Source organism: Actinomadura geliboluensis (assembly GCF_043197915.1).
GTDB classification, from domain to species: domain Bacteria; phylum Actinomycetota; class Actinomycetes; order Streptosporangiales; family Streptosporangiaceae; genus Spirillospora; species Spirillospora geliboluensis.
Genome location: NZ_JBICUA010000003.1, coordinates 515,157 through 528,238, shown reverse-complemented (window position 1 = coordinate 528,238; position 13,082 = coordinate 515,157). Strand labels below are relative to the sequence as shown.

9 protein-coding genes are annotated in these 13,082 nt (G+C 75.1%); 5 read left to right on the top strand and 4 right to left on the bottom strand.

All coding sequences use genetic code 11. The annotated features are described in order from the left end of the window. Positions 1-23: 23 nt before the first annotated feature. Positions 24-1,664, top strand: coding sequence for a CocE/NonD family hydrolase (locus ACGFI1_RS12745; protein WP_338072608.1), 1,641 nt, complete (start codon positions 24-26; stop codon positions 1,662-1,664). 21 nt (positions 1,665-1,685) lie between these two features. Here ACGFI1_RS12745 and ACGFI1_RS12740 read toward each other — a convergent pair whose 3' ends face one another. Both ACGFI1_RS12740 and ACGFI1_RS12735 read right to left on the bottom strand, forming a co-directional pair. Beyond that, complete coding sequence (locus tag ACGFI1_RS12740) at positions 1,686-2,135, bottom strand: peroxiredoxin (protein WP_138639468.1); 450 nt, start codon at positions 2,133-2,135, stop codon at positions 1,686-1,688. 9 nt (positions 2,136-2,144) lie between these two features. Continuing rightward, on the bottom strand, positions 2,145-2,753 hold the full coding sequence (locus ACGFI1_RS12735; protein ID WP_301177900.1) for a histone deacetylase: 609 nt from the start codon (positions 2,751-2,753) through the stop codon (positions 2,145-2,147). Positions 2,754-2,921: 168 nt separating this feature from the next. On the opposite strand from ACGFI1_RS12735, the gene ACGFI1_RS12730 reads away from it, so the two are divergent. From ACGFI1_RS12730 to ACGFI1_RS12720, 3 genes are all read left to right on the top strand, one after another. After that, on the top strand, positions 2,922-4,181 hold the full coding sequence (locus tag ACGFI1_RS12730; protein ID WP_386869635.1) for a glycosyltransferase: 1,260 nt from the start codon (positions 2,922-2,924) through the stop codon (positions 4,179-4,181). Positions 4,182-4,276: 95 nt separating this feature from the next. Beyond that, positions 4,277-7,225 (top strand): helix-turn-helix transcriptional regulator, encoded by a 2,949-nt coding sequence (locus ACGFI1_RS12725; protein WP_392785158.1) that lies wholly within the window; start codon positions 4,277-4,279, stop codon positions 7,223-7,225. Between the two features lie 324 nt (positions 7,226-7,549). Beyond that, a complete protein-coding gene (locus ACGFI1_RS12720) occupies positions 7,550-8,380 on the top strand; it encodes a nitroreductase/quinone reductase family protein (RefSeq protein WP_392785156.1) in 831 nt (276 codons plus the stop codon). Between the two features lie 21 nt (positions 8,381-8,401). On the opposite strand, the gene ACGFI1_RS12715 is transcribed toward ACGFI1_RS12720, so the two are convergent. Continuing rightward, positions 8,402-9,466 carry an NAD(P)H-dependent amine dehydrogenase family protein gene (locus ACGFI1_RS12715; RefSeq protein ID WP_138635709.1) on the bottom strand — a complete coding sequence of 355 codons (1,065 nt, stop codon included), beginning with the start codon at positions 9,464-9,466 and terminating at the stop codon, positions 8,402-8,404. 14 nt (positions 9,467-9,480) lie between these two features. Continuing rightward, a complete protein-coding gene (locus ACGFI1_RS12710; RefSeq protein WP_392785154.1) occupies positions 9,481-10,269 on the bottom strand; it encodes an SDR family oxidoreductase in 789 nt (262 codons plus the stop codon). A 227-nt stretch (positions 10,270-10,496) separates the two neighbouring features. Between ACGFI1_RS12710 and lanKC the strand changes: the two genes are divergently transcribed. Next, positions 10,497-13,052, top strand: a complete 2,556-nt coding sequence (lanKC, locus tag ACGFI1_RS12705) for a class III lanthionine synthetase LanKC (RefSeq protein WP_392785152.1) — start codon at positions 10,497-10,499, stop codon at positions 13,050-13,052. Positions 13,053-13,082 lie beyond the last annotated feature (30 nt).

Below are 13,082 nucleotides of genomic sequence, written 5' to 3'. Positions count from 1 at the left end.
ATGTGGCGGATACGATCGATCACGTGGTAGCCGTGGGAATGATGCGCCGGCTGGGGGTCACGGCGCTGGGACTGCGCAACGGCCCCCACCGGGTGACCGTCGAGCGCGACCTCGCCGTCCCCGCCGCCGACGGAGTGACGCTGCTGGCCGACCGGTACGCCCCGGTGGGCGTCGACGGGGCGCCCGTCGTGCTCGTCCGGTCCCCCTACGGGCGGCGCGGCCCGTTCGGGCTGATGTGCGGGCAGGCGTTCGCCTCCCACGGGTTCCAGGCGGTGGTGCAGAGCGTCCGCGGCGGCTTCGGGTCCGGCGGCGTCTTCGAGGCCCTCGACGAGCGCGAGGACGGCCTCGCCACCATCGAGTGGCTGAAGTCGCAGCCCTGGTTCGGCGGGACGTTCGCCATGCACGGCCCGAGCTACCTCGGCTACGTGCAGTGGGCCGTCGCCGCCGAGGCCGGACCGGAGCTGAAGGCCCTGTCGATGCAGGTCACCGCCTCCACGTTCCGGGACGCGGTCAACGTCGGCGGCACCTTCGCGCTGGAGTCCGCGCTGATCTGGGTCGACCTGACCGCGCGGATGAAGAACTCCCTCTCCGGCATCACGACCGGCATCATGTCGCCGCGCCGCGCCCGCCGCGCCACCCTGTCCGGGCGCCCGATCGCCGAGCTCGACCGGCTCGCGACCGGCGCGCAGCAGCGCTTCTTCCAGGACCTCCTCGTCAACGGGCCCGACACCCCGTTCTGGGACAAGCGCGACTTCAGCCCCACCGTGTCGAAGGTCACCGCGCCGGTGAACATGACGGGCGGCTGGTACGACATCTTCCTGCCCTGGCAGATGAAGGACTATGCGGCCCTGCGCGCCGCCGGCCGCCGCCCGTACCTGACGATCGGCCCCTGGTTCCACGCCGACCAGCGGATGATGCGCGGCTCGGTCGCCGACTCCATCGCCTGGTTCCGCGCCCACCTCCTCGACGACCCGTCCGGGCTGCGGGAGAACCCCGTCCGGCTCTACATCACCGGCGCGGACGAGTGGCGCGAGTTCCCCGACTGGCCCGTCCCCGGCATGCGCGAGGAGCGCTGGCACCTGCAGCCCGCCGGGGCGCTGTCGACCGACGCCCCGCCCGAGTCCGACCCCGACGCCTACCGCTACGACCCGAACCACCCGACGCCGTTCCTCGGCGGGCCGACGCTGCTCGGGGAGACCCGCCCGTCCACCGACCAGAAGCGGCTGGAGCGCCGCCGGGACGTCCTCACCTACACCTCGGCCGTGCTGGACGACGACCTGGAGATCATCGGCCCGGTCACCGCCGACCTGCACATCCGCTCGAACCGGGAGCACACCGACTTCGTCGTCCGGCTCTGCGACGTCACCCCGGACGGCGCGTCGCTCAACCTCTGCGAGGGCATGCGGCGGCTCGTCCCCGGCACCCCGGAGGCCGGCGCCGACGGGGTGCGCCGCGTCGCCGTCGAGCTCTGGCCCGCCGGGCACCGCTTCCGCCGCGGCCACCGCGTCCGCGTCCAGGTCGCGAGCGGCGCCTACCCGCGCGTCGCCCGCAACTCCGGCACCGGCGCCCCCATCGGCACCGCCACCGAGATGCTCACCGCCGACCAGGAGATCTTCCACGACCCCGGCCGGCCGTCCGCCATCACGCTCCCGGTCGTCTCCTGACGGGCGCGGCCCCCGGCGGCCCTAGCGGGCGCGGAGGGCGGCGAGGGCCTTGTCGGCGTGCACGTTCATGCGGACCTCGCTCTTGACCACGGCGAGGACGCGGCGGTCGGTGCCGATGACGAACGTCTGGCGCCGGGTGGGCAGCAGCGCCACGCCGCGCTTGACGCCGAACCGGGCGCGGACCTCGCCGGACGGGTCCGACAGCAGCGGGTAGCCGAGGGAGTGCCGGTCGGCGAACTCCTTCTGCTTGGCGACCGGGTCGGCGCTGACGCCGACCGGGTGGGCGCCCGCCTCGGCGAGTTCGGCGACCAGGTCGCGGAAGTGGCACGCCTCGGCGGTGCAGCCGGGGGTCAGCGCGGCGGGGTAGAAGAACAGGACCACCGGCCCCTTCTCCAGGAGGCCGGTCAGGGTGCGGGGCTCGCCCGTCTCGTCGGGCAGCTCGAAATCGTCAACGACGTCACCGACGTTCATGGCAGGAACCTAGCGGAGCAGGTCCGCGATGGCACCGGGGGCCCAGGCGCCGCGGGCGCCGGGCCGCCCGGCCAGGTAGGACGCGGCGCGGGCGGCGGGCCAGCCGTGGGCCTCCCGCAGGCCGTTGCCGAGCATGGCCAGGTAGGCGGCGGTCGGCGCGTTCGGCGGCGCGGGACGGGGCGCGGTGAAGGTCAGCATCGGGCGGCCCGCCCGCTCGCCCACCTTCAGGACCGTCTCGTAGCGGCCGGGCCCGAGGCACTGGCGGCCGCTCGCCAGCGCCTCGGAGAGGTCGTGGTCGGTTCCGGCGTCGCCGTGCATCTCCTGGGACAGGACGTCGCAGAACTGGCGGCGGGTGAGCAGGTAGGCGCGGGCGGCGGCGCGGCCCGGCAGCTCCGGGTCGTAGAAGGCCATCCCGCCGCCCCAGGTCAGGGACGTGTGCGCGAAGTAGATCCCGCCGGGGACCGTGATCGACTGCTCGGCGCGGGCGGGCCGGGGGTCGCGGCAGCCGGTGTAGCGGCGGGCGGCGCCGCGGGGCCGCCCGCCGGCGAGGTAGCAGTGGAACCTCTCCCGGTAGAGGTTCGAGCCGTAGGCCACGTACCAGATCGGTTCGTCACTCATCTGACCCAGTATTCCCGCAGGTCGGTGGTGTTTTCATGGGGTCGAGCCGGGCCCGATGCCGTTTCGCCAGGTTTGACAGTGAGTGCGGGCGGAAATGAAACTGGCCGAGCAGGTGTCTACGACGCAGATACCTCCGTGCTTCCCCTGTGTTGTCCCGGAGGATCCGTCATGCATCGCTCGCTCAACATCGCACTCGTGTCCGCCTCCGACCTCGACGGCGAACACCTGCAGTCAATCCACGTCCGGGATCTCGCTCGCTCGCTCACCCGCCCGCTCGTCTCGGACGGGGAGCCGAACCAGGTCACGGTCTACGCGCGGCGCCAGGACAAGGCCGCCCGCAGCCGGGCCAGGCTCGCGCCGGGCGCCACCCTGGTCCACCTCGACGCCGGGCCGGCCCGCCCGCTGCCGGACGAGGAGCTGCTGGCGCACATCCGCGACTTCGCGGACGGGCTGCGCCGGCGCTGGTCCGGTGCGGGGCGCCCCGACATCGTGCACGCGCACGGCTGGATCGGCGGCCTCGCCGCCTGCGCCGTCGCGCGCGAGCTGGACATCCCGTTCGCGCAGAGCTACCACGGGGTGGCCGCGACCGAGCGCCGCGCCGGGCACCGCGTGCACCCGCACCGCGACCGGCTGGAGAAGGCCATCGGGCGGGACGCCGACCTCGTCCTCGCCGGGCACGCCGAGGAGGCCGGGCAGGTCGTGCGGATGGGCGTGCCGCGCCCGTCGGTCGCGGTCGTCCCCTACGGCGTGGACGGCGACCACTTCGCCCAGGTCGGCCCGGCGATGCCGCACGGCGGCCGGCCCCGCCTGGTGATGGTGTGCGACGACCTGGAGACCGGGGACGTCGCCACCGCGCTGCGCGCCCTCGTGCACGTCCCGGACGCCGAGCTGGCCGTCGCCGGCGGTCCGCAGCGCGAGGACCTGGAGAGCGACCAGGGCGTGCACCGGCTGCGCCTGCTCGCCAAGGAGCTGCACGTCGCCGACCGGGTGATCTTCCTCGGCCGGCTGCCGCACAAGAACCTGCCGAAGCTGCTGCGGACCGCGAGCCTGGTGCTCTGCCTCGCGCCGCACGAGCCGTGCCCGTCGGTGCCGCTGGAGGCCATGGCGTGCGGCGTGCCCGTCGTCGCGACCCCGGCCGGCGGGAACGCCGACGAGGTCCTCGACCACATCACCGGGCTGCACGTCCCGGCGGGCCGGCCCGTCGTGATCGGCCGCGCCGTCCGGCACCTGCTGGCCGAGGAGACGACGCTGCACGGCTACTCGATCGCCGCCGCCGACCGCGCCCGCTCCCGCTACTCGCTGGAGCGGATCGCCGCCGAGACGCTGCGCGCCTACCTGAAGGTGCTCCCCGCGCCCGAGCCCGAGCCGGCGGACGAGGAGGAGACGGCGGAGCACGAGGCCGACAAGACCCCCGCGCTCGTCGGCTGACGTCCGTCCCCCGCCGCCCACCGTCTCGCGGGCCCCGGTGTCCCTCCCCGGAACCGGGGCCCGTGCACGTCCGGACCGCTGGAATACTCGACGGCATGAACGGGGTGCTGATCGGCCGGGCGGCGGAGCTCGCGGAGCTCACCGCCGCGCTGGCGCGGGCGGCCGCGGGCAGCGCCGGCGTGGTGCTGGTCAGCGGCGACGCGGGCGTGGGCAAGACGCACCTGGTGTCGGCGCTGGTCCGGTCGGCGCGGGCCGACGGCTGCACCGTGCTCCTCGGGCAGTGCGCGGAGCTCGGCGAGAGCATGCCGTACCTGCCGCTCGCGGACGCGCTGTGGACGGCCGCGCAGCCGGGCACCCCGGAGTCCGAGCAGGTCCGCGCGGCGCTCGACGCCCGGCCGGTGCTGCGGAGCCTGATGCCGGACGGCGACGGCGACCCCGGCGCCGTGTCGGAGCTCGGCCAGCAGCGGCTGTTCGGGGCGGTGCTCGGGCTGCTCGGCGAACTGGGGCGTGACCGGCCCGTCCTGCTCGTCCTCGAAGACCTGCACTGGGCCGACCGGTCCACCCGGCACCTGCTGACGTTCCTCAGCCGCGTCCTGCAGCGCGAGCGGGTCTGCCTCGTCGGCACCTACCGGTCGGACGACCTGCACCGGCGGCATCCGCTGCGGCCGGTGGTGGCGGAGCTGCTGCGGCTGCCGAACGTGACCGGCATCGAGGTGCCGCCGTTCGGGCCGGGCGAGACCGCCGACTACCTCGCGGAGCTGTCGCGCGGATCCGCGCCGGTGGCCGCCGAGGTCGTGGACCGGGTCCACCGGCGCTCGGAGGGCAACCCGTTCTACGCGGGCGAGCTGTACTCGGCCGGGTCCGACCTGCGGAACACGGCGGCGGAGCTGCCGTCCGGCCTCGCCGACCTGCTGCTGTCGCGGGTGGAGCGGCTGTCGGAGGCCGGGCAGCGGGTCGTGCGGGTCGCGGCGGTCGCGGGCCGGCGGGTCGACGACGAACTGGTGCGGCGAGTGTCCGGGCTGGACGAGGCGGCGGCCGGCGAGGCGCTGCGCGAGGTCGTGTCGCACCAGTTGCTCGTCCCGTCCGGGACGGGGTACACGTTCCGGCACGCGCTGCTGCGCGAGGCCGTCTACGCCGACCTGCTGCCGGGCGAGCGGACCCGGCTGCACGCCGACTTCGCCCGCCTCCTCGCCGGCCTCCCGGACGGGACGCGCGGCTCGGCGGCGGAACTGGCCCACCACAGCCTCGCCGCCCACGACCTGCCGGCCGCGTTCGCCGCGTCGGTCCGGGCGGGCCGGGAGGCCGACCGGCTCGGCGCGCCCGCCGAGGCGTTCGAGCACTACGAGCGGGCGCTGGAGCTGTGGGAGGCCGTGCCCGGCCCGGCGGAGGCCGCCGGCACCGACCGGGTCCGGCTGTCGCTGGCCGCGGCGCAGGCGTCCGCGCGGGCCGGCGAGGTGCGGCGGGCGGCGAACCGGCTGCGCCGGCTCCTGGACGCCGCCGACCCGGCCGACCCCGCCCTCGGCTCGGTGATCCGCGAGCACCTCGCGGGGTACATGGTCGACCTCGACGAGCTGGCGGAGGGGCGGGCGATGGCGCGGGAGGCGGTGCGGATGCTGCCCCCCGACCCGCCGAGCACCGATCGCGCCTGGGCCCTCGCCACCTACGCCCGGACGCTGCTCTACCTGGACCCGGACGGCGAGATGCCCGCGCTGGCGGAGAAGGCCGCCGCGTACGCGCGCGAGGCCGGCACGCCCGGCGCCGAGGCCGCGCTGCTGGTCACGCTCGGCCTCTACCGGGAGTCGCGCGAGGCCGACAGCGGCGTCGCCGAGCTGTTCGCGCGGGCCCGCGACCTCGCCGACACCGCCGGCGACAGCCCGCAGGCGGCGCTGCGCGCCCGGTTCCAGTACGCCCGGACGAAGTTCGACCGCGGCGACCTCGCGGGCGCCGCGGCGGCGACCGACGAGGGCGTCCGGGTCGTGCTGGACAGCGGCGTCGAGTGGAGCATGTTCGGCAGCGCCCTGCGGACCCTGCGGTACCTCGTCCGCTACACGACCGGGGACTGGGCGGAGGCGGGCCGGATCGCGGCCGGCTTCCCGCTCCAGGTCGTCCGGCCCCACGAGGCGCAGGTCTCGGCGTACGCGCTGTTCATCGAGGTCGCGCAGGGGCTGCCGGTCGTCGACGAGCGGCTGCGTTGGATCGCTCCACTGTGGCATGAGGACCAGCTCGCCAACTACATCGGGCGCGGCCTCGCCGCCGAGCACGCCCTGTGGCGGGACGACCCGCAGGCCGTCCTCGCCCATGTCGACGCCATCTCGCCGACGCTCTACGGCGCCGGCGCGCCGTTCATCCGCATCGCCGCGACGGGGCTGTGGGCCCACGCCGAGCTGGCGGCGCGGGCCCGCGCCGCCGGCGACGGCGGGGCCGTCCGGCGGGCGGCGGAGGCCGGCGACGAGCTGCTGCGGCGGGCGCGGCGGGCCGCCGAGTTCACCGAGGAGGGCGAGCGCCGGCACTGGCTCGGGTTCGAGGGCCGGGCGTGGGTGGCGCGCGCCGAGGCCGAGCGCCGCCGCGTGGACGGCGTCCACGACGCCGCGCTGTGGCGCGAGTCCGCCGACCTGTTCACCTACGGCGACCCCGACGGCGGTTTCGTCTACGAGGTGGCGCGGTCCCGCTGGCGGCTGGCGGAGGCGCTGGCCGAGAACGGCGACCGGGAGGCCGCCGCCGCGCAGTGGCGCAAGGCCGTCGCGACCGCCGAGCGCCTGGAGGCGCGGCCGCTGCTCGCGGCGCTGCGCGACCTCGGCGCCCGCGCCCGGCTGGACCCGGGCCGCCCGGCGGCGGCCGCGGCGTCCGGGCCGCTGGCGTCCCTCACCGCCCGCGAGCGCGAGGTGCTGAAGCTCGTCGCCGAGGGGCGCAACAACCGGGAGATCGCGGCGGCGCTGTTCATCTCGCCGAAGACCGCGAGCGTGCACGTCTCCAACATCCTCGCGAAGCTGGACGTCACGAGCCGCACCCAGGCCGCCGCCGTCGCCCACCGCGAAGGGCTGTGACCCGGCGCCTCTTCGAATTTCGCCCGCACCCGGATTCGGCCGATCTTGCACCGCATTGACGGTGGCGGTAATGTGCGATTCGTGACTGCCGGGTCGGCCATTGGCCACGAGCGAGTGAGGTTCCCGGCCTCCGAGTGAGGCCGGCGCGGGCACGCGGCCCGCCTCCGCTCTTCGCGTTTCCTCTTCTTCCTCCGCACGCGCGTCGCGTGACGTCAACGGGCATGCCCGTGCCTTCGGCATGCCTTCATCCACCATTCTTCCAGCCATGGCGCACGGCGTTTCCATGGCCGATTCGCCATGCCCGAAAACAGATTCAGGAGACACATGGATTTCAACAGGCAGGTCATCGAGGAGTTCCGCGCGGGCGGCGGCCGGGTCGGCGGGATGTTCGAGGACGGGCGGCTCCTCCTGCTGACCACCACCGGGGCCCGGTCGGGCCTGCGGCGCACGACACCGCTCGGCTACCTGCCGGACGAGGGCGGTCGCGTCCTCGTCATCGCCTCGGCCGGGGGCGCGCCCGAGCACCCGGCGTGGTTCCGCAACCTGGTCGCGAACCCGCGCGTCACGGTCGAGAGCGGCGCCTTCACCTACGAGGCGGACGCCGTCGTCCTGGCGGGGGCCGAGCGCGACGCCGCGTTCGCGCGGGCCGTCGAGTCCGATCCCGGGTGGGGCGAGTACGAGGCGAAGTCGGGGCGGACGCTGCCCGTCGTCGCCCTCGTCCCGGTGGCCGCCGGGCCGCCCGGCGGGCCCGCGACGCCGAGCGCGATGCTCATCGCGGTGCACGACGCGTTCCGGCGGGAGCTCCGGTTGATCCGCGGGGAGGTCGCCGCGTCCGGGACGGCTGGTGTGGGGGCGCAGCTGCGGATCAACTGCCTGACCCTGTGCGAGGGCCTCGGCAACCACCACATGGGCGAGGACCAGCAGATGTTCCCGCTCGTGGCGCGGCGGCATCCGGAGCTGGCGCCGGTGCTGGCGCGGCTGGGCGGCGAGCACGAGGCGATCAAGGGGCTGCTGGCGGAGCTGCGCCGCGCCCTCGACGGCGGCGACCCGGCGACGCTCCTCGCCGAGGTCGAGCGGCTCACCGCCGCGCTGGAGGCGCACCTCGACCGGGAGGAGGAGCAGCTCGTGCCGGTGCTCCACGCGATCGGCCTCTAGGGCGGGCGGCCCCCGCGCCGGCTAGAGCAGGCCGCGGCCGGGGATCAGCGGCAGGTCGAGCGCGGTGAGCAGGCCGGGGGGCGCCGCGACGACGGCGGGGACGGCGTTGACGAGCCGCATCGCGGTCGCCTTCAGCCCGGCGGTGTTGTGGTCGCCGTCCGTGCCGAGCAGCCGCAGGTCGACGGTGTAGTCCGGCTCGCCGCGGACCTCGACCCGGTAGCAGCCCGCCCCGGACGGCTGCGGCCAGTCCGGGGCGAGGTCGTCGCGGAGCCGGGTGACGTGCTCCAGCACGACGACGGCGTCGCCGCCGCGCATGCCGCGCACCTCGAAGCGCAGCGCGGCGGCGGTGCCCTTCGCGATCGTCCCGGCGGAGACGTCGAAGGCGTCGGGGGCGGGCAGCCGGGTGTGGCTCTCGGCGATCCCGTCCAGCTCGACGCCGAGGCCGGCGGCGAGCTGCCGGACGACGCTCCCCCACGCCATCGTCAGGACGCCGGGCTGGAGCAGCATCGGCGTCTCGTCCAGGGAGCGGCCGAAGCCCATGATGTCGAACAGGACCGTGCCCTGGTCGTAGGTGGCGTAGTTGAGGATCTCCATGCAGCGGACCTGGTCGATGCGCTCGCTGATGCCGGTGACGGCGAGCGGCAGCACGTCGTTGGCGAAGCCGGGGTCGATGCCGTTGACGAAGATCGAGGCGTTGCCCGCGGCGGCGGCCGCCCGCACCGGGTCGGACATCTCGGCCGGGACGACACCGTCCGGGAACTGCAGGAAAACCGGGCTGCTCGACACGACATTGACGCCGGCGCGCAGGATGCGGCACAGGTCGTCGATCGCCTCCATCAGCCGGACGTCGGCCATCGAGGTGTAGACGACGCAGTCGGGGCGCAGGGCGAGCAGCGCGTCGGCGTCGCCGGTGGCGGTGACGCCGAGGTCGCGGCCGAGGCCCGCGAGCTCGCCCGCGTCCCGGCCCTCCTTGGCGGGGGTGGACGTCCAGACGCCGGCGAGTTCGAGGTCGGGGCGGGCGTCGATGCCGGCGATGGCGTGCCGGCCGACGTTGCCGGTGCTCCAGAGGACGACGCGGTGGGTCACAGGTCCGCCAGGTGTCACAGGTCCTCCAGGTGGAGGTCGAGGTTGGGGGTGTCGATGCCGCCGTCCACGCGCAGCACGCTGCCGGTGACGTAGGCGGAGGCGGGCGAGGCGAGGTAGAGGACGGCGGCGGCGACGTCCTCGGGGTCGCCGACGCGGCGCAGCGGGGTCATGCGCTCCATCTCGGCGCGCAGCCCGTCGTCGGTCATGACGATGTCGAGCGCGGACGTCGCGACGGAGCCGACGGCGATCGCGTTGACGCGGACGCGCGGCGCCAGGTCGAACGCGGCGAGCCGGGTGTAGTGGGCGAGCGCGGCCTTGGCGCTGCCGTAGGCGAGGTAGCCGCGGCCCGCGATGCGCCCGACGGCGGAGGAGATGTTGACGACGCTGCCGCCCCCGGACTCCAGGAGGTGCGGGACGGCGGCGCGGGTCAGCGCGTGCGCGGTGGCGACGTTGAAGCGGAACGCCTTCTCCAGGTGCCGGGGCTTGGTGTCCATGAAGGGGGCGGGCATGGCGCCGCCCATGTTGTTCACCACGATGTCGAGGCGGCCGAACTCCGCGGCGGCGCGTCCGGCGAGGTCCGCGGCGGTATCGGGGTCGCTGAGGTCGGCCGGGACGACCAGCGCGCGGCGCCCCGCCGCCTCGATCCGCGCGGCGACCTCGCGGAGCTGCTCCTCGGTGCGGGCGGAGATCGCCACGTCGGCGCCGGCCTCGGCGAGCGCGACCGCGGTGGCCGCGCCGATGCCGCGCCCGGCGCCGGTGACGACCGCCGCCCGGCCGTCGATGCGGAACCTGTCACCGATCACCGGCGTCACCTCCGGGCCGTCGCGTCGCTGCGGGCACAGCCTACGCAGAAAGTAGAACGTGTTTCAATACGCCGTCCGCGCGGCGGTCCGGTGACGGGCGCGTGCCGGCGGCCGGTAGATCTTCACGGGTCATTCGTTATTTCCGGTACTAGGCGCCGCGCCGCCGCCTTGCCATTCTTTTCCACAGAGCGCGCCGACGGCGGGCCCGGGCGGAAGGAAATCCTGGCGTGGACAAGGGGTACGAGCTTTACTGCCTCGCGGACGAGGTGTTCTACGACGCTCCCCCGGTCACCCGGAAAACCGATTTCGACATCGCCCACCGCCCCCTTCCGGGCAGCTGGGAGCAGATCTTCGGCGACGAATGGGTCGTTTATGTCCCGCCCGTCCAGCGCACTCCGGCGCAGGGCTGGAAAGTCCACGTGAGCGGCTGCGCGGAAAGCGCCGGGGACGTCCTCTCCCGGACGTGGGAGTACTGCGTCGAGGCGGGCGTCGAGTTCAAGCACCTGCGCGGCCCGGCGACGCTGCGGACGCGGAACGCCAAGTACGCGCCGCGCGGCGCCAGCGGGAAGCTCGTCACGGTCTACCCTGAGGACGAGCGCGAACTGGAGCGCGTGCTGGCCGGGCTCGGCGCCCTGGTGGACGGCCTGCCCGGCCCCTACATCCTCAGTGACCTGCGCATCGGCGCCGGCCCCCTGCACGTGCGGTACGGCGGGTTCGCCGAGCGGCGGTGCCTGGACGAGCAGGGCAGGCTCGTGCCCGCGCTGGAGAACGGCGCCGGGGAACTGGTGCCCGACCGGCGCGAGCCCGTGTTCACCGTCCCCGAATGGGTGCGCCTGCCGGCCTGTCTGGAACCGCACCTCAAGGCGCGCGGCGCCACCACGACGACCGACCTTCCGTACCGCATCGAAAAGGCGCTGCATTTCTCCAACGGCGGCGGCGTCTACCAGGCGGTGGACACCCGCAGCGGCATGAAGGTCGTCCTGAAGGAAGGGCGCCCGCACGCCGGGCTCGCCGCCGACGGCGCCGACGCGGTCACCCGGCTGGAACGCGAACGCGACGTCCTCCGGAAACTCGGCGGAATCGACGGGGTGCCCGCGGCGCTCGACTGGTTCGCGCTCGGCGAGCACCATTTCCTCGTCCAGGAGTTCATCGAGGGGCGCACCCTCAACACGTTCTTCGCCGAACGGCATCCGATGCTCGATCCCGACCCGGATCCGGCCCGGACCGCCGAGTACACGGCGTGGGCGCTGCGCGTCCACGCGGGGGTGGAACGCGTGCTGAACGCGATCCACGAGCGCGGCGTCGCCTTCAACGACCTGCACATGTTCAACGTGATGGTCCGCCCGGACGACTCGGTCGCGCTGATCGACTTCGAGACGGCGGCGCCCGCGTCCGCCGGCGGCCGGCAGACACTCGCCAACCCGGCGTTCCTCGCCCCGCCCGACCGGCGCGGCACCGCCGTCGACCGGTACAGCCTGGCGTGCCTGCGGCTGGCCCTGTTCGTCCCGCTGACCACGCTGTTCGTCATCGACCGGGGCAAGGCGCGGCAGCTCGCCGACATGATCGCCGAGAACTTCCCGGTGCCGCGCGCGTGGCTGGACGAGGCGGTCGCGGAGATCGCGCGGGACGTCGAGCCGGCGCCGGCGCCCGCGTTCGTCCCGGACGCGCCCGGCTGGGACCGCGCCCGGGAGGCCCTGTCGCGGGCCGTCCTGGCGAGTGCCACGCCCGACCGCCCCGACCGGCTGTTCCCCGGTGACGTGGAGCAGTTCTCCGGGGCGTCCCTCGGGCTGGCGCACGGCGCCGCCGGCGTCCTGTACGCGCTGGACGCGACCGGCGCGGGCCGCTACCCGGCGCACGAGGAATGGCTGGCCGAGCGTGCCGCCGACCCCCGGCGCGGCACCGGGCTCGGCCTGTACGACGGGCTGATGGGCGCCGCCCACGTGCTGGCCCGCCTCGGCCACGCGGACGCCGCGCGCGCCGCCGTCGACCACTGCCTGAACGAGAGATGGGAGCGGCTCGGCGACGACCTCTACGGCGGGCTGCCCGGGTTCGCGCTCGTCCTCGACGACCTGGCCGGCGCGACCGGCGACGCGGACCTGCGCGACGCGGCCCGCCGCGCGCTCGCGATCGTCGCGGAACGGGCACCGGACGGGCGCAGCCCCCGGCCCGGCCTCATGCACGGCGGCGCGGGCGCGGCGCTGATGCTCGTCCGGGCGTACGAGCGCGCGGGCGACCCCGCGCTGCTGGACCTCGCCGCCGCCGCGCTGCGCCGCGACCTCGCCGCCTGCGTCACCGACCGCAACGGCGCGCTGCACGTCGACCAGGGCAGCCGGGTGCTGCCCTACCTCGCGCGCGGCAGCGTCGGCATCGGCCTCGTCCTGGACGAGTACCTCGCGCACCGCCCGGACGAGGAGTTCGAGACGGCCCGGCGCGCCGTCCGCGTCGCCGCGATGTCGCGCTACTACGCGCAGCCGAGCCTGTTCAGCGGGCGCGCCGGGATGCTGCTCTACCTGGCCCGGCACGACCGCGACGACCCGCGCGTGGCGGGGCACGTCCGCGACCTGGCCTGGCACGCCCTCCCCTACGGCGGCGGCCTGGCGATGCCCGGCGAGCACATGTACCGGCTGTCGATGGACCTGGCGACCGGGACCGCCGGCGTGCTGCTCGCGCTCGGCGCGGCCCTGCACGCGCCGCCGGCCGGGCTGCCGTTCCTCGGAACGGCCCACCGACCCCTCGCGGGAACCCCCGCGGTGGCCACCTCTACCCAGCCCGAAAGGAGGTGAAGACATGGCGCTTCTCGACCTTCAGGGAAT

Excerpts from the sequence above, each read along its gene's own strand:
- ACGFI1_RS12740 (WP_138639468.1), bottom strand. The coding sequence starts at position 2,135 with ATGAACGTCGGTGACGTCGTTGACGATTTCGAGCTGCCCGACGAGACG.
- ACGFI1_RS12735 (WP_301177900.1), bottom strand. The coding sequence starts at position 2,753 with ATGAGTGACGAACCGATCTGGTACGTGGCCTACGGCTCGAACCTCTAC.
- ACGFI1_RS12730 (WP_386869635.1), top strand. The coding sequence starts at position 2,922 with ATGCATCGCTCGCTCAACATCGCACTCGTGTCCGCCTCCGACCTCGAC.
- ACGFI1_RS12725 (WP_392785158.1), top strand. The coding sequence starts at position 4,277 with ATGAACGGGGTGCTGATCGGCCGGGCGGCGGAGCTCGCGGAGCTCACC.
- ACGFI1_RS12720 (WP_392785156.1), top strand. The coding sequence starts at position 7,550 with ATGGATTTCAACAGGCAGGTCATCGAGGAGTTCCGCGCGGGCGGCGGC.